The organism is uncultured Paracoccus sp., assembly GCF_947496875.1.
Classification (GTDB): Bacteria; Pseudomonadota; Alphaproteobacteria; order Rhodobacterales; family Rhodobacteraceae; genus Paracoccus.
In genome coordinates, this window is record NZ_CANMEH010000004.1 from 72,628 (window position 1) to 88,913 (window position 16,286).

13 protein-coding genes and 1 pseudogene are annotated in these 16,286 nt (G+C 68.2%); 5 read left to right on the top strand and 9 right to left on the bottom strand.

What is annotated here, in order from left to right; translation table 11 throughout:
- The first annotated feature begins 135 nt into the window (after positions 1–135).
- From Q0938_RS06795 to adh, 3 genes are all read left to right on the top strand, one after another.
- On the top strand, positions 136–1,113 hold the full coding sequence (locus tag Q0938_RS06795; protein ID WP_299360470.1) for a DUF305 domain-containing protein: 978 nt from the start codon (positions 136–138) through the stop codon (positions 1,111–1,113).
- Between the two features lie 220 nt (positions 1,114–1,333).
- On the top strand, positions 1,334–2,269 hold the full coding sequence (locus Q0938_RS06800) for a GAF domain-containing protein (RefSeq protein ID WP_299360471.1): 936 nt from the start codon (positions 1,334–1,336) through the stop codon (positions 2,267–2,269).
- A 125-nt stretch (positions 2,270–2,394) separates the two neighbouring features.
- Positions 2,395–3,921, top strand: a complete 1,527-nt coding sequence (adh, locus tag Q0938_RS06805; protein WP_299360472.1) for an aldehyde dehydrogenase — start codon at positions 2,395–2,397, stop codon at positions 3,919–3,921.
- A 152-nt stretch (positions 3,922–4,073) separates the two neighbouring features.
- On the opposite strand, the gene Q0938_RS06810 is transcribed toward adh, so the two are convergent.
- The 9 genes from Q0938_RS06810 to Q0938_RS06850 all read right to left on the bottom strand — a co-directional run bounded on the left by Q0938_RS06810 (position 4,074) and on the right by Q0938_RS06850 (position 14,122).
- Positions 4,074–5,042, bottom strand: a complete 969-nt coding sequence (locus tag Q0938_RS06810) for a hypothetical protein (RefSeq protein WP_299360474.1) — start codon at positions 5,040–5,042, stop codon at positions 4,074–4,076.
- Complete coding sequence (locus Q0938_RS06815; RefSeq protein WP_299360476.1) at positions 5,039–5,287, bottom strand: acyl carrier protein; 249 nt, start codon at positions 5,285–5,287, stop codon at positions 5,039–5,041. Before Q0938_RS06815 ends, Q0938_RS06810 begins: the two co-directional genes overlap by 4 nt.
- Positions 5,284–7,206, bottom strand: a complete 1,923-nt coding sequence (locus Q0938_RS06820; RefSeq protein ID WP_299360478.1) for an HAD family hydrolase — start codon at positions 7,204–7,206, stop codon at positions 5,284–5,286. Before Q0938_RS06820 ends, Q0938_RS06815 begins: the two co-directional genes overlap by 4 nt.
- A 14-nt stretch (positions 7,207–7,220) precedes the next feature.
- Positions 7,221–8,831 carry an MBOAT family O-acyltransferase gene (locus tag Q0938_RS06825; protein ID WP_299360480.1) on the bottom strand — a complete coding sequence of 537 codons (1,611 nt, stop codon included), beginning with the start codon at positions 8,829–8,831 and terminating at the stop codon, positions 7,221–7,223.
- Between the two features lie 530 nt (positions 8,832–9,361).
- Positions 9,362–10,333: an FAD:protein FMN transferase gene (locus tag Q0938_RS06830; protein ID WP_299360482.1), complete on the bottom strand. Its 972-nt coding sequence runs from the start codon at positions 10,331–10,333 to the stop codon at positions 9,362–9,364.
- Positions 10,314–12,521, bottom strand: coding sequence for a PepSY domain-containing protein (locus Q0938_RS06835; RefSeq protein ID WP_299360484.1), 2,208 nt, complete (start codon positions 12,519–12,521; stop codon positions 10,314–10,316). Before Q0938_RS06835 ends, Q0938_RS06830 begins: the two co-directional genes overlap by 20 nt.
- 8 nt (positions 12,522–12,529) lie before the next feature.
- Positions 12,530–13,000 carry a DUF2271 domain-containing protein gene (locus tag Q0938_RS06840; RefSeq protein ID WP_299360486.1) on the bottom strand — a complete coding sequence of 157 codons (471 nt, stop codon included), beginning with the start codon at positions 12,998–13,000 and terminating at the stop codon, positions 12,530–12,532.
- A gap of 37 nt (positions 13,001–13,037) precedes the next feature.
- Positions 13,038–13,412, bottom strand: coding sequence for a hypothetical protein (locus tag Q0938_RS06845; RefSeq protein WP_299360487.1), 375 nt, complete (start codon positions 13,410–13,412; stop codon positions 13,038–13,040).
- 383 nt (positions 13,413–13,795) lie between these two features.
- Positions 13,796–14,122: a PepSY domain-containing protein gene (locus Q0938_RS06850; protein WP_299360488.1), complete on the bottom strand. Its 327-nt coding sequence runs from the start codon at positions 14,120–14,122 to the stop codon at positions 13,796–13,798.
- A gap of 144 nt (positions 14,123–14,266) precedes the next feature.
- Here Q0938_RS06850 and Q0938_RS06855 point away from each other — a divergent pair, with 144 nt between their 5' ends.
- Together Q0938_RS06855 and Q0938_RS06860 are read left to right on the top strand one after the other, a co-directional pair.
- Positions 14,267–14,926: a response regulator transcription factor gene (locus Q0938_RS06855; RefSeq protein ID WP_299360489.1), complete on the top strand. Its 660-nt coding sequence runs from the start codon at positions 14,267–14,269 to the stop codon at positions 14,924–14,926.
- Positions 14,923–16,255, top strand: a pseudogene (locus tag Q0938_RS06860) (ATP-binding protein). The gene Q0938_RS06855 and the pseudogene Q0938_RS06860 overlap by 4 nt, the downstream one beginning before the upstream one ends.
- Positions 16,256–16,286: the final 31 nt, after the last annotated feature.

The following is a 16,286-nucleotide window of genomic DNA, read 5'->3' on the forward strand; positions in this document are numbered from 1 at the left end:
GGATTTCCGGACAGGAGGAAGACCGAGCGCCCCCGAGGGGAACGGTCGTTGCCGCGGGGGGTTGTCGTTTTTGGTGGGCAACGGCCTTCCTCACGTGGGGAAACTCACGGCATCACCGTATCCCAGGAGAACCCGATGACGATCAAAACCGTTCTGTTCGCCGCGATCACGCCCCTGATGCTGACCGCGCCGGCGCAAGCCCAGAGCCCGGCCCCGTCCACGCCCTCGGGCGGGCCGCCCGCGATGATGGAACTGCCGGAGGCCTGCACATCCGGCCTTGCCGACACGGCCGGCATGGGGCCCGGCCCCATGCATGACATGCCGGGCCATCGCGGCCTGATGATGCGGGGCACGATGGAAACTCAGATCCCGATGCTTCGGGGGATGATGAACGAGAACCCGGATCTGGCCTTTGCCTGCAGCATGCTCGCCCATCATCAGGCCGCCGTCCGTCTGGCCGAGGCACAGATCGAATTCGGCAGCGACGAGACGATGCGCGGCATGGCCGAAGAGGCGGTCCAGTCCAGGCAGAGCGAGATCGAGCAGCTGACCAGCTGGATCGAGACACAGGCCGGAACCTCGGCCGCGGCCGGGTCCGCGACGCCCGCTGACGCTGCGACCGGCGAGAGCGCCGCGACGGATCCGTCGGCCCCTGCCGCTGGTCTGGGCGCCGGGAAGTCCACGGCGACGGGCGGCGTGCCAATGGAGCCCGCTGCCGACGCCACGGCGGAGGACGGCGCCGTGCCGGCTGACCCGTCGGCCCCGGGACAGGGCGAAGGAGCCGGCAAGTCCACCGCAACCGGCGGCGTCCCGATGGAACCGGCCGCTGACGCAACGCCGGCAGACGGTGCCGTGTCGACCAATCCATCGGCGCCGGGACAAGGCGAAGGGGCGGGCAAGTCCACCGCCACCGGTGGCGTCCCGATGGAACCCGCTGCTGACGCGACGCCGGCGGACGGCGCCGTGACGACCGATCCCGCGGCTCCGGGACAAGGCGAAGGGGCGGGCAAGTCCACCGCCACCGGCGGCGTCCCGATGGAACCTGCGGCGGACGCAACGCCCGCGGACGGCTCTGCGTCAACAGACGGCCAAAGCTCGCCGGCCAGCAACTGACCGCCTGCCACTCCACGGTCGCCCGACGGGTCACGTCGGGCGACCCGCAGTGCTGATGATCAGCGTACAATCGGCCCGCTTCGGTGCGGTCGAGCGTGATCGCCGTCGGCCGGCGGATCGACGCCGGATCGGGCTGTCCGCCGAGCGAAGCACTGCACGCAGCGATCCCGACCTCCTCTCCCGGTTATAGTGACCACGAGGAGGAGGTCGAATCACCCTGATGCGTCATCACGCCGATCGTGTCATCGAACGGGCCCACGCCGCGGACGACCTGACGCCGCTCACCGCCAGCTGGCGACGCTCGGCGCTGCGGCACGGCCTGGACCCGGCCGCGGAGATCCACAACCTGCGGCTGGCCCAGACCGAGCTGGCCACGCGGCGCGAGGCGCTGGGTCATTTCCTGACCGTGGCGACCCAGCCGATCGACGAACTGTACCGGATCGTCTGCGGATCGGGCTGCGCCGTGGCACTCACCGACGGCGATGGGATCCTGCTGGAGCGCCGCACGGCTGCGGCCGACGCGGCGGTGTTCGACGCCTGGAACCTGGTTCCTGGTACCGACTGGTCCGAGTCGGCGCAGGGGACCAATGGCATCGGGACCTGCCTCGTCGAAGGCCGCCAGGTTGTCATCCACCGCGATCAGCATTTCCTGTCGCGCAACACGGGAATGAGCTGCCTCGACGCCCCGATCCACGATCCCGAGGGGCGGGTGATCGCGGCCCTGGACGTGTCCTCGGCCCGTGCCGACCAGACCGAAGCGCTGAACACGATGATCGTGGCGCTCGTCGGCCAGACTGCCCGGCAGATAGAGACGGCCTGGTTCCGCGCCGCCTTCCCCGCGGCGCGCTTCGTCGTGGCAGGTGAGGGCGAGCAGGGTCTGCTGGCCGTGGACCGTGACGACCTGGCCATCGGTGCCACCCGCGAGGCGCGGCGGGCCTTGGGTCTGCCGCGGCAAGGGGCGCTGAAGCCGCGTCCGCTGATCGATCTGCTCGGCCGCGACGACGATCTGGCCGGGTTCGAGCGCGCCGAGCGCGCCGCAGTGATCCGCGCGCTGGCACGGGCCGACGGCAACGTGTCGGCGGCAGCGCGTGCCCTGGGGGTCGGGCGCGCCACGCTTTACCGCCGGATGCGCCGTCTGGGCCTGGAGGGGCGCTGACTGTCTCGCTCGCGAGACAGTCGGGCGTGGTAAACCCGATCCCCCGCGTTGACCGGCAACCATTCGCGCGCCAGCATCATGGCCGACCCCGGAGGAGGATCCGGGCCAAGGGGAGGAAAGACGACATGGCCAACGACCAGCGGCACGAATTCAAGGGCGTCAGCACGATGCCGTTCGCCGCGCGTTTCGACAATTTCATCGGCGGTCAGTGGGTGGCGCCGAAGTCAGGGCGCTATTTCACCAACTCGACGCCCATCACCGGCGCCACTGTGGGCGAGATCGCCCGGTCGGACGCCGATGACATCGAGGCCGCGCTGGATGCCGCCCACGCCGCCGCCGACAGGTGGGGCCGCACTAGCGTGCAGGAACGCGCGGACGTTCTGCTGAAGATCGCCGACCGGATGGAGCAGAACCTTGAACTGCTCGCCTCGGCCGAGACATGGGACAACGGCAAGCCGATCCGCGAGACGATGGCGGCCGACGTGCCGCTGGCAATCGACCATTTCCGGTACTTTGCCGGCTGCCTGCGCGCCCAGGAAGGCACGCTGAGCCAGATCGACGACGACACCGTCGCCTATCACTTCCACGAGCCCCTGGGCGTTGTCGGCCAGATCATCCCGTGGAACTTTCCGCTGCTGATGGCGTGCTGGAAGATGGCGCCGGCTCTGGCCGCCGGCAACTGCGTCGTGCTGAAGCCGGCCGAGCAGACCCCTGCGTCCATCATGGTCTGGATCGACACGGTCGGCGACCTGCTGCCGCCGGGCGTGCTCAACATCGTCAACGGCTTCGGGCTAGAGGCCGGCAAGCCGCTGGCCAGTTCCAAGCGCATCGCCAAGATCGCCTTCACCGGGGAAACCTCGACCGGGCGGCTGATCATGCAGTACGCATCGGACAACCTGATCCCGGTCACGCTGGAGCTGGGCGGCAAGTCGCCGAACATCTTCTTCGAGGACGTCGCCCGCGAGGACGACGATTTCTTCGACAAGGCGCTGGAAGGCTTCGCCATGTTCGCGCTCAACCAGGGCGAGGTCTGCACCTGCCCGTCGCGCGTGCTGATCCAGGAATCGATCTATGACAGGTTCATGGAACGGGCGATCAAGCGGGTCGAGTCGATCAAGCAGGGCGACCCGCGCGAATCCGACACGATGATCGGGGCGCAGGCCAGCAAGGAACAGCACGACAAGATCCAGTCCTACCTGGACATCGGCCGCAGCGAGGGTGCCGAGGTCCTGACCGGGGGCGAGGCGGCCGACCTTGGGGGCGAACTGTCCAGCGGCTACTACATCAAGCCGACGATCTTCAAGGGCAACAACAAGATGCGGATCTTCCAGGAGGAGATCTTCGGCCCGGTGGTGTCGGTCACGACCTTCAAGGACCGTGACGAGGCGCTGCAGATCGCCAACGACACGCTTTACGGCCTGGGTGCGGGCGTGTGGTCGCGCGACATCAATACCTGCTACCGGATGGGCCGCGAGATCAAGGCGGGCCGGGTCTGGACGAACTGCTATCACGCCTACCCGGCCCACGCGGCCTTCGGCGGCTACAAGCAGTCCGGCATCGGGCGCGAAACGCACCGGATGATGCTGGATCACTATCAGCAGACCAAGAACATGCTGGTCAGCTACAGCCCCAAGAAGCTGGGCTTCTTCTGAACCGTCCCGAGGGGCGCGCGACTGGCGCGCCCCGTTCGGGGGCATCTGTTCCTCTCGCGGCCGCCACCCCCGAGTCCATTGCGGCGCTCCCCCTCGCCAGCGGCCGAAATCCGGATGTCCAATCCGCATTCTGCGGTGTGCCCCGCCGCTGCCTAATCGAGGAGTGCGCGGGTGAACTCGTCTGTCTGCGACCAGCGGATATGGATGGCGTCGAAGAACGCCGCGGGGCCCAGTTGCGGATCGGCGCGCAGCAGTGATGCGCCGGTTCCGGCACTCGCCTCTCGTATTCCCGAGTCGATCGCGCCGGTCGTTTTCCCATCCCCGTCGAAGGTGCGAAGCCACTCGGGGTGGAGGGGGGTCATCGCCACGTCGAACTGAACGTCGCGCTCATCCAGCCCGACGGCGATCCGCCGCAGCGCGGAATAGCAGACCGGGTCGATCGTGACATCTCCGTAAAGAAGGCCGCGGTCCTGCGGGGGCTCGATCGGCCCGTCGCCGAACTCGTTGAAGACGAGCGCGTCGAACGTCTGGAGGTTGCCCCGATTCTCGCGCACCGCGCGAACGTTGCGCGCAAACGTTGGCGGGTCGAAGTAGCGCAGGTAGTAGCGCAGCGGCCACGCGCCCTGAAAGACGTAGCGGTCCACCGCGGCAACGTCGAAGCGCGAGGGTTGGTCGCCCCCGCAGTTCTCGAAATCGCGCGGCGACGCGATCAGCAGGATGCGCTCGACCGAAGACAGACGGTCTGCCAGCCAGTCGACGACCACCTCGGTCTGGGCGATGCTGGCGCCGCATAGCCCAGCATTGTACGGCCTGAGACCCGGCTGCGCCGCAGCCGCCGCAGGACTGTTGAAGTGGCGCCACGCCACCGACGAACCGACCACGAGAAGATCGGGATCCTGCGGGGGGCTGTCCCGCATCGCGCGCAGCTTCTCGTCCATGCAGAGGCTGTTGGAAAACTGCGGCGGCGGCAGCGTTCCCCGCGCGGACAACACGGCGAGCGTCGTTCCCAGGCCTGCAAGCACGAGGAGCGCTCCCGCCACCAGCGCAAGCACGTAGCCGCGCATGGATGCCGAACCGGACGTCCGTTCATCGGCAGCTTCGTGGCTCGCGACCTGCGTCATCTGCTCGTCAGCTTCGTGGCGATCAACGCGACGAACTCGCCCACGTTCCGCAGACTCTCGAACTCCGATGCCCGGAAACGCACGCCGAACCGCTGTTCGGTCGCCACGATCAGCATCACATGCGCCTGGCTGTCCCAGCCCTCGACGTCCTCGGCGGTCGTCTCGGGACCCACGACGATGGTGTCGTCGTCGAACACGTCGCGGATAACCTCGGTGAAGGCGTCGTAGAGTTCGGCTTCCGTCATTGAATCAGTTCCACTGCTATGAAGGGGGTGGGCAGGTCGGCGCCAGCCAGCGGCAACCGCCAGAAGCGCGCGTCGGCCGCCGCGCCGGACGGGGTCTCGACTGGCGAGAATCCCAGACGCTCATAGTGCGACGCAACCATGCCGTTGCGGCCGCTGGGGCGGTATTCACCGATCAGCGCGGCTGCCCCGCGCCGGATCGCAGCCTTCGCCAACGTCGCGAGGGCCGCTGCTTCGACGCCGCGCCCCAACACGCGGCAGCTCATCAGCCACGTGTCGATCAGCAGATCGTCGTCGGGCCAGGCCGCGTCAGGTCGCGCGAGGATGACGCTGATCAGGCCGTTGTCGCCAAATCGATCGCTCAGCCGAAAGCCGTAGCCGAGTGCGGAGGGATCCTTCAGCAGCGCCTCGAGTTCCTGCTCGGTCCGCCGCCGCGTCGTCAGGTTGAACTGGTTGCTCTTGTTGATGAGCTGAGCGGCCCGGGGCCGGTCGATCGGGCCGATCTCACGCACCGTCAGACGCATCTCCAGGCTTCGCAGATAGCCGTCCATGTCGGTCGCCGTCTCCATCGCCGCCGCGCGCTGCGCGTTGGCTGCATAGCTGCGGCTGCGGGAAAGGTCGTCCCCGGTCAGCGAGGCGGCCTCGAAATAGCCGGCCTGCGCGATCCGGGCGGCATAGTACGAGACGTCGTCCGGCAGCTCGGGCACCGCGACCTCGGGCAGTTCGCGCCGCACAAGCGCGCGCTCGGCGGGGTTGTCGTCCACGAAGACGAGACTGTCCGTGCCGATGTTGATGCGTCGGGCGATCTCGCGGAGGTTGGTGGCCTTGTCGGTCCAGTTCGCGACGAAGCAGGCGATGTCCGAATGGCGCAGCGCCATCTCGGGGTGCTGGTCGAAAGCCGCGCGCGCGACGGCATCGTCGTTCTTGCTGCAGACCGCGAGAATGACCCCGCGCTCGGCCAGCCGCGCCGCATAGCGCTGAAAGGCGAGGAAGGCTTCGCCCTCGGCGCTGCCCTGGCCCAGCCTGATGCCCTCGACGCCGTCATCGCCCACGACCCCGCCCCAGACGGTGTTGTCGAGGTCAAGCACCAGGCACTTGCGCGACCTTCCTGCCAGCGCGGCCGCGACGCGGGCCACGAGGTCCCCGTAAAGCGGGGCAAATGTGGGATTCACCAGTTGCTTGGCCTGATGCCATCGCACGGGGTCCACGCGCTCGGCCTCGCCCCATCGCGGCGGCAGCTGCCAGTCAACGTCCAGGAGGAGCGCGCCGTCTTCGCGGGCGGCCGAGCGGATCGCCGCGTTGAGCCGCGCGCAGAGCGAGGCAGGCGAAGCGGGCACAAGCCCGTCGAACGACCCGAACAGCGAAGGCGACGGATCGACCAGCGTCTGCTGGACAGGCTGCGCCCCGTAGCGCGCGCGTATCTGGCGCCACAGCAGCCGCAGGTCCTCGACCGCCGCGGCGACCGCGGCCTCGACCTCGTCCTGCGACGTGCCGAGTGGCAGCCCCGGCAGCACCGCCGCCATATCGAGCGCCAGCACGACGAGCTGAGGAGCGAAGTCGGCAAGTTCGGGATCGCCGTTCAGCAGCGCTTGGCGGTAAAGCCCGTAGGCGCCGACATGGATGGACAACGCCATCCGGTGGTTCAGCCCCGCCACCCGGATCGCGGGGATCAGGTGGTCGACGGTATGGGAGGAAAGAACGGCGATCCTCAGGGGCGAAAGGCCGTTCGCCGCGATGCCGTCGGGCCCGCCACCGCGCAGCCCGTCACCAGCGAGCCGATCGACTCGACCGGTCGCCACGACGTCGCGGTCGTGCCCGGCCAACCGGACCGCCGCGCGAAGCCGGTCCATCGGATCCGCAATGGCGCGCGCCCCGCTGAGCGCGCGTCCGAGATCGGGGTGTTCAGGCAACCAGGACAGCATCACTCAACATGCCTTCAGAACTGGAAATACAGGAACTCGGTCGGGGCCACCGAGATCGCGTAGAGGATCGTGACGATCGCCACGGCGCCCAGCGGCAGGCCAAACGCGGGCGTAGGCCGCCACCGGGTGATCGGAACGTAGCGCTGAAGCCAGTTCGGCTCGACGCGGAGGCCCAGCGCGGTGGGATAGTCGCGCAGCCACTGGTTCGAGTTGGGCAGCGCCCAGACGACGAACAGGAACACCGCAATGCGGATCACCAGCCACGCATCGAACAGCGGCATGTTGCCAATGCCCACGCCGAACCACGCCGCGGCCTCGGCAAAGCCCGGCAGGCGCTGGAACGGCGTTGGAAGGGTGACACCGTTCAGACCCGCCATGCCGCGCAGGACGTCAAGCGCAGCACCGACACTGTCCGCGCGGAAGAACACCAGCGCCACCGTCGCACACAGGAACGTCAACAGCACCGATCCCGCCATGCTGACGCGGCCGCCGCTGTCGAGTGGCAGGCCGCGCCGCACCTTCCACCACCGCCAGCCATGCGCGACCACCAGAAAGACGCCGTGCAGCAGGCCGAAGATCAGGAACTGCCACCCCGCCCCGTGCCACACCCCCGAGATCAGCATCGTGATCACCGTCGGAATGGCGACGAGGGCAGCAAACGTGCCCGCGGTCATCCGCCCGCGCTTGGGCAGGGGCAGTCCCTTCGCGGCCCGGCGGCGGGTGATCGCGACCACGATCGGATTGTAGATATACGCCGTCAGGAACCGCGTCAGCGTCATGTGCCACCGCGACCAGTACTCGATCACGTTCCGGGCCTTGTAGGGGCTGTTGAAGTTGGCCGGCAGCATGATCCCGAACAGCAGGCCCAGCCCGATCGCCATGTCCGAGTAGCCGGAGAAATCGAAATACATCTGCAGTGCGTAGGCCAGCGCGCCGCCCCAGGCCTCGATCAGCTGCACGCCGCCCTCGCGCGCCGCCTCGAAGACCGGCGTCGCGTAGGTACCGAACGGATCGGCGACCATGACCTTCTTGAACAGGCCGATGCAGAACATCGTCACGCCAAGCGCGATCAGGTCCCAGCGCGGCCGGAACCGGTCCGGGTCGTCGAACTGCGCCAGCATCTCGCGGTGGTGGGTGATGGGTCCCGCGATAAGCTGCGGGAAGAAGGTGATGAAAAGCGCGTAGTTCAGGAAGTCGTGCTCGGTGATGGCCCCATCATAGGCATCCACGAGGTAGGCGATCTGCTGGAAGGTGAAGAACGAGATCGCAAGCGGCAGGATGATGTGCGGCACGGCCCAGTTGGCGCCGGCAAGGTCGCGGAGCACCTCGACCGCGAAGCCGGTGTACTTGAAATAGCCCAGCAGCGCCACGTTGCCGAGAATGCCCGCTGCCAGCAGCAGGCGGCTCCGCCGGCGTCTAAGCAGACCACCCATCGTGTAGTTGAAGAGGATGCTGGCGATGAGCAGGGACACGTTGGAGGTGGCCCACCAGCCATAGAAGACCAGCGACGATGCTGTCAGCCAGAGGCCGACCCAGCGCTGCCAGCCGAGGCCCGCGAGCAGCAGGAAGCCCAGGAACACCACGGGCAGGAACTGCAGCAGGAAGTCGCTCGAGTTGAACAGCATTCGCGCGCGCCTCCTCTACCAGCAGCCGGACCATCTGCCGTGCACCCACATGATCACGATATTGGTTAGAAATGAGTGAGCATCGATCGGGCAAGGCACGATGGCGTGTGGACATGCGCGAAATTTCTTCCGCGCGGCATGCACACGTACGGGATGGACAGCAGAGCGTCGAGTTGATCAATGACGTGTCGCGACGTGTGTCCCCCGAAGGGGACGGGCCATCCCGACCCCTCAACCCGGCACGACCGGGGCCTGACCGGGTGAAAGCCATTGCAGAAGTAACGCCTGCATCCTGTGGTTGGTTAGCGGCTTGCCGCAGCGGTTGAAGGGGCTGAACGACACCTGATGAAGGCGGTCCGGGACCCCTCGGGAAGGCCGTGCCGCGAGGCGAGAATCGGTCGCTCCCAAGACGGGATCAGGTTCCTGGCCACGCTACGCGCCGGTTGGAAATACCGCACCTCAGACGATGCGGAGCCGGCCGCGCACGTTCAGGCGATCATGAAACAAAAGAACCCCGGCGCAGGCGGGTATCAAGCCGCCCCGAGGATCGGATCGGTCTCGAACAGGCGCCCCACCGGTGTCTGTCGAAGATGATCTCCCTCACGATCGATGAAGAGTGCGCTGAGATTCTCCCGACGCGCCATTTCCCGGCCGTCCCCGCTTCCCTTCACCATCAGGGCCGTCGCCCAGGCATCAGCCTCGGCGCATGTCCGCGCGACGACCGTGACCGAGGCCAGGGTGGCGCGCAGGGGCGCGCCGCGGCGCGGGTCCATGACGTGCGGCAGACGGCGGCCCTGCACCTCGACCCAGTGCCGATAGTCGCCCGAGGTCGCAACGGCGGCATCCTGCAGCGCCAGAATGGACCGCGGCGCGCGGCGGTCGAGGTCCGGCGCCTCCACCGCGACGGTCCAGGCCTGCCCGTCCGGCCGCAGCCCCAGCGCACGCATCTCTCCGTCGATCCCGACGAGGCCAGCCTCGAGTCCGAGCGCAGCAAGCGTCTCCGCCAACCGGTCGACGCCGTAGCCCTTGGCAATCCCATTCAAGTCCAGTGCGATCGGCGCCGTCTTCCGGACGAGCCCGGACGCGTCATCGATCTCGAGCGCCTGGTGTGCGGGCACCCGCTCAGCCATCATTGCGGCACGGATCCCGTCGGCTGTCGCCGCAATCGGCCCGAAACCCCAGGCTGCCACCGCATCGCCCATGCCGATGTCGAAAGCCCCGCCGGATGCGCGACCGATCTCGAGCCCGAGCCGCAGAACCTGCCGCAGCCGATCCGGCACCGCCACCCAGGCGCCGATCGCGGCCGCGTTGAGGCGCATGAGATCGCTGTCGGGCTTCCAGGTGGACATCTGCGCATCGACTTCGTCGACGGCGGCCTGGAGGGCCGCGCGGACCGGTTCCGGATCGCAATGGGGGCGGGCGAAGAACAGGGCAGACCAGCGCGTGGCCATGGTCGGGCCGTTCAAGGCGTGGCGGACCAGTTCAGTAGACATCTTCGACATACCGCCCCTCTGCCTTCAGCGCCGCGGGCGTGAGACCTGTCGGCGCCAGGATCTCGGCCAGGGCGTCGGCCACCCCCGCCGCCATGTCGCGCCCGCCGCAGACCATCACCCGGGCGCCGTCCCGGATCAGCCGTGCCACGTCGACGGCCTCGACGCGCAGCGCGTCCTGGACGTAATGCGGCCGCGCCCCACGCGAGATTCCGGTGACGAGCCGGGCCAGACGGCCGTCCTGCTGCCAGGCAGGGATTTCCTCATTGTAGAGGAAGTCGCTGTCAGGGTGGCGCATGCCGAAGAACAGGTGGATGGGCCGTCGCCGCGCATTGGCGCGCACGATCCCCGCCAGCGGGCCGATGCCGGTCCCGGCGCCGATCATGATCAGCGGCGCCCGGCTTCGGCCCGGCTGAAAATCCGGGTTGCGACGCAGGAACGCAGTGACGGTGTCACCGGGCTCCAATGCGGTGAGCTGGGATGACGCAAGGCCGCCCGGGTGCCGTCTCACCACGATCTCGATGAACCCGTCGTCACGCGCGGAGGCGAGCGAGTAGAGGCGCGGCACCGGCGAGCCGTCGGGCAGGATGCCGATCAGGTCGCCCGCGCTGAAGCGCGCGAACCCTGCCCCGGTCAGACGCTGCCACACGCTCGCCCGCGGCAGGGCAAAGCGCAGGATCGCGGTCGGCGCCCCGACCTCGGCGCCGTAGTCGCGGCGCGAAACCAGCGAAAGAGTCTCGGTCGCGGGCAGAACGGGCTGATGGGCCAGTTCAAGTTCGATACCCAGCACCCGCCCCAGCGCGCGTCCCCACCGCGCGAAGTCCTGCGACGATTGCCGGTCGACCGTGTCGAACGGCAGAAGCTCGGGCCAGCCATTTGCGCGGGCGGCCGCTGCGACGGCACCGGCAAAGGCGCAGTAGGCCGGAAAGCTGCGGTCGCCGAAGCCAAGGACGCCCAGCGCCGCGTCGGAGGAACGGTCCCGCACCGCCAGCCGGTCCAAGAAGCCCTTGGCAGATGCCGGGGCATCGCCATTGCCGTAGGTCGCCGCGAGAACGATGATTCGCCGGGCGCGCCCATAGCGGCTGGGCGCGAAGGCCGACATCGGCGCCGTGTGCACGCTTTGTCCCGCATCGGCCAACGCGGCATGGAGCGTCGCGGCAAAGCCCCAGGTGCTGCCACCCTCGCTTCCGACCAGCAGGATCGTCTCGGCATCAACCCCGGGCTGGTTTCCGCGGATGCGCGGCCGCCTGCGCCGCCCGCCAAGCCAGATGAGCACGCCCGTCCCGGCCATCAGCGGCACGCCAAGCGCCATCAGCCCCTGGATCAGCCCGAGAGCCGCGGCGCCCTGTCCCGTGTGCAGCATGTAGATCGTTTCCGAGACCCGCTCCCACCCGGTCAGGTCAGACCAGGTCAGGAGAGCCCCGGTGCCCTGGTCGAGATACCCGATCCCCCGATCCGTCTTGAGCGTGAAGACGTCGGTTGCGTCGTCCGGATAGGGAAAGCTCAGCTCGCGCAGCTCAGCGACCGGCGTGTCGTCAAGCACCTTCATCAAGGCCGGCGACGCGCCGGTCTCACCGCTCACTTCGGCCGGTATCCTCGGTGCGGCGCTGTCATCTGGCAGAAGATCGAAGGTGGAGGCCGTCATCCACAAGGCCGTCGCCGAGGACAGGACAAGACCGAACACCGCGACCCGCGCGATTTCCACATGCAGCCGTCCGGCAAGTGGTCCGCGCAGCCGCGCGAACCAGTGCCGCCAGCCGCCGACCCGCCGTGCGACCAGCATCGTGCCGCTGAGCGACAGGAGCAGCATCGCCGCCGCGCCCGCCGCCATGACGATGCGTCCCCCGTCGCCGAGAAAGAGCGACCGGTGCAGGTTCGTGAGCCAGCGCTGTGTCTGGTTCGGATCGGCCGAAGCCACGCCGCGGCCGGTCGCGGGATCGATCACGGCGACACCCGGTGCACCCTGATCGAACCAGTAGGCCGTGATCCGCCCCGAGGGCGCGCGCCGGATCTGCTCGACGCCCGGATAGGCGGCCTGGATACGCTCGGCGAGGGCCGCGACCGTCAAGCCCGTGTCAGCCTGCGGCGCGGTGAGGCGCTCGGCTGCGGGAAAGACCGACAACGCAGCGCCGCTGAGCGTCAGCACCGTGACGAGCGCCAGGGCCAGAAGACCGGGCCAGCGATGAAGAGCGCGGATCATGGGTCGACTCACATGTCGTAGGCGAAGCTGGCGATGTACCGACGACCGGCCGCCGGCGCGCCGGCGCCGTCCGTGGTCAGCGGCACCGCGACCTCGTTGGGACTGTCGCGCATCTCCTCGACGGCGGCGTCGATGTGCAGGGTATAGCCCGCATCGAACAGCGCATCGGCGAGGTCCAGCGTGATCTCGAGTGTCCGCCCGGCGCCGACGCTGGCGCCGGTGATGCCGTTGATCTGTGCAGTGTCGCCGCCGGTCGCCCGGTACCAGTGGGTCAGGCTGTCGTAGTATTTCGACTTGGTCCCGGCCATCCACAGGCTGCCCATGTAGGCGCCGGAGGCGTCGGTGACATACAGCGCCAGGTAGGCCCCGTCACCGCCATAGTTGTTGAGGGTCGTGGTCAGGGTCACCGGGCGCGCCATGGCGAGGCCGGGAAGCGTCAGCGCCGTGGTCACGGCGAGTGTCGCGAGAAGCGATTTCATCTGATTGGTCCTTGTCTGCGAAGTGCGGCGAAAATGGTCAGTTCACCTGGACCTGCGGAGGAGCGCCGCTCCCGAACAGACCGTTCTGCGGGGGGGCCATGGTGCCGGCCGGGGCGGGGTTTGGAGCGCCGCGGCGGCCGCCATCGTCGTCGTCGTCATCATCGTCATCGTCGTCATCATCGTCGTCGTCGTCGTCATCGTCGTCATGATGGCGGCGCGAGCGACGGTCGCGATCGCGGTCGCCATCGTCGCTGGCGAGGATGAGCGGCAGCACCTGCTCCCCGTCGTCGAAGAACGCCGCGGAGTATCCGGCGCCACAATCGTCGGGGGTCTGCATCGCGCTCCACGCGGCCGTGCCGATCACGGCGGTCAACGCCGTGGACGCGAAGAGGAGGGTGAGGGTCTTTCGCATGGCGGGGTCTCCTTTTCTCTGCCGAGACCGATATGCAGACCGGGGCTGAGGCTTTCCTGACGGCGCGGAGCTTCCTGCGTCAGCTTGCCGTCAGGAACGAAAAGCCTCGCCGGAGAGCGGGCGGACAGGCGAAAGGTCGAGCGCCGCGTGGTGGCGCTTGCCCGATCGCCCCACTTCTGGTGTAAGCGAATCGACCTGGTGCGGAGCCGTCGCAGGATCTGCCGCAGCACGTTCAGGACGCCAGGTACGGCAGCGATCGCCGCGCTGCACTGGAGAGCCACCAGCCAGCGTCAGACAACTACATGCCGCCGTGAAACGGTGGGGAACGGGTAAAGGACAGCCGCGGCGGCGCCGGACTCACGCGCCCTGCGAACTCCACCGGGTCAATCCCTGCCCCGCTCGTCGCGGTCCTTGCGGGATGGATCGTCCCCTTCGTATCCGTCGTCTTCTTCGTATTCCAACTCGATCACGTCCAGCGTGGCGGGATGGACGGTCACCTCGATACTGCGCCCCTCGGGGTCGCGACCGTCGATCTCGTAGCAGCCGTCGTCAATCTTGATGCGGCGGACGGTCCACCCGTTCTCCTCGGCCAGGCGCTGAACCGCATCCCGCGGCTGCCAGCCCGCCATCGGCACGAAGCAGTCATCGTCGGCCCAGGCCACACCGGGAAGGGCTGCGAGAAAGCCCAGCATTGTCACCATCCTCTGCATGAGCCAGACTCCTCGGGTGCGGCCACCATGAGCAACTCCTGCGCGGCGAAGCTGACAGGAGCCTTAAGTCCTGCACCCGGCCGTGTCAGCTTTGCGTCAGCCACACGGATCATGGAGGGTGGCGGGAAAGGGACCGGGTCAACCATGCGCATCCTGCTGATCGAGGACGACACCGTGCTGGGCGCCGCGGTGCGCGACCAGATCGCGGGCGATGGCCAGTCGGTCGACTGGGTGATGCGGCTGGATGCGGCCAGAGATGCGATGGCCGGCGCCGCTTACGATCTGATCCTGCTGGACCTGATGCTGCCGGACGGCCGCGGGATCGGCTTTCTGAAGGACCTGCGCGCCCAGGGCGACGTGACGCCGGTGATCATCGTCACCGCGCTCGACCAGGTGTCGGACCGGATCGAGGGGCTGAACGTCGGCGCCGACGACTACCTCGTGAAACCGTTCGACCTGTCGGAACTGACGGCGCGCATCGGCTCGGTCGCCCGGCGCTATGCCGGCAACCCGAACCCGATCGTCACCCATGGCGCGCTGGAGATCGACCTTGCCGCACGCAGCATCCGCCGCGACGGCAAGCCGGTCCACCTGACTGCCCGCGAGTGGGCCCTGTTCGAGGCGTTCCTGTCACGCCCCGGTCAGCTTCTGTCCAAGGCGCAGCTGGAAGAAAAGCTCTATGCCTTCGACACCGAGGTAGAGAGCAACACGATCGAGGTGCATGTCAGCCGCCTGCGCAAGAAACTCGGTGCGCAGTTCATCGAGACCGAGCGCGGCTTGGGCTATCGACTGGGCAGGCCGTGAGGCTGCCGCGAAGCCTGCAGACCCGGCTGGGATTGTTCCTGGGTCTTCTGCTGACAGTATTGTGGATCGCTGCAGCCTCGGCCACGGCCGTGATCCTGCGGGACGAGATGGACGAGGTCTTCGACTCGGTCCTGCAGGAAACCGCCCAGCGGCTGTTGCCGCTGGCCGTCGTGGACATCGTCGGGCGCGAGGACCAGGGCGTCGCCCAGCGACTGGGCGCAGTTCGCGAGCACGACGAGTTCTTCACCTATGTCGTGCGCGACGCCGAGGGGCGCGTGCTGCTGCACTCGCACGCGGCCGAGCCCGAAACATTCCCCGCCTATGATGGGCCCGGCTTTCGCCAGACCGCGACGCACCGTCTGTACAACGACGAGGCCCTGCAGGGGACCGTCCGAATGACGGTCGCCGAACCTCTGGCGCACCGCGCGTCCATTGCGCGCGAGATCCAGATCGGTCTGGTGCTGCCGCTGCTGATCGTCATCCCCTTGGCGCTGCTGTCGATCGTGCTTGCCGTCAAGGCGAGTCTCGCACCGCTTCGGCGAACGGCTTGATGCGCGCCACGCCCGCGACCTGTCGCCCGTTCCCGACGACGAGATCCCGTCCGAGATCGCCCCTGTCGCGGCCACCCTGAACCGGCTGCTCGGTCGGTTGAAGGCCAGCTTCGACGCCGAACGCAGCTTTGCCGCGAACGCCGCGCACGAATTGCGCACCCCGCTGGCAGGGGCCATTGCGCAGGCGCAGCGCCTGCAGTCGGAGACTCGCGATCCGGCGGCCGGGGTGCGGGCGGCCGAGATCGAGTCCACGCTCAAGCGCCTGACGCGGCTATCCGAGCGCCTGATGCAGCTGGCACGCGCCGAAGGCGGGCAGCTTCGCCTGGATCACTCCTCTGATCTCAGGATCGCGGCGCGCGTCGTGGTCGCGGAGGTCGCACGAAAGGAAGTGCCTGGCCGCATAGCTCTGGCGTTGCCGGAGACGCCGGTCATGTCGGACCTCGATCCCGACGCCTTCGGGATCCTTTGTCGGAATCTGGTCGAGAACGCTCTGCGCCACGGATCGGAGGCGAGCCCGGTCGAGGTGACCCTCACGCCCGATGGCGAACTCATCGTCGCAAACGACGGCCCCGTCCTGCCATCGGAAACGCTGGCTCGTCTCACGGGGCGATTCGAGCGTGCGGGCGCAAGGGCGGATGGCAGCGGGCTAGGTCTCGCGATCGTCGCGGCCATCGCCGATCGCATCGAAAGCCCGCTGGTGCTGAGGTCCCCACGCCCGGGCGCCTCGTCCGGGTTCGCCGCCTGCATCAGATTGCCCGTCGCGGACGCCGGTGCCTGAATCGAGGCAGGCACCGCCACGCGTTCAGCAA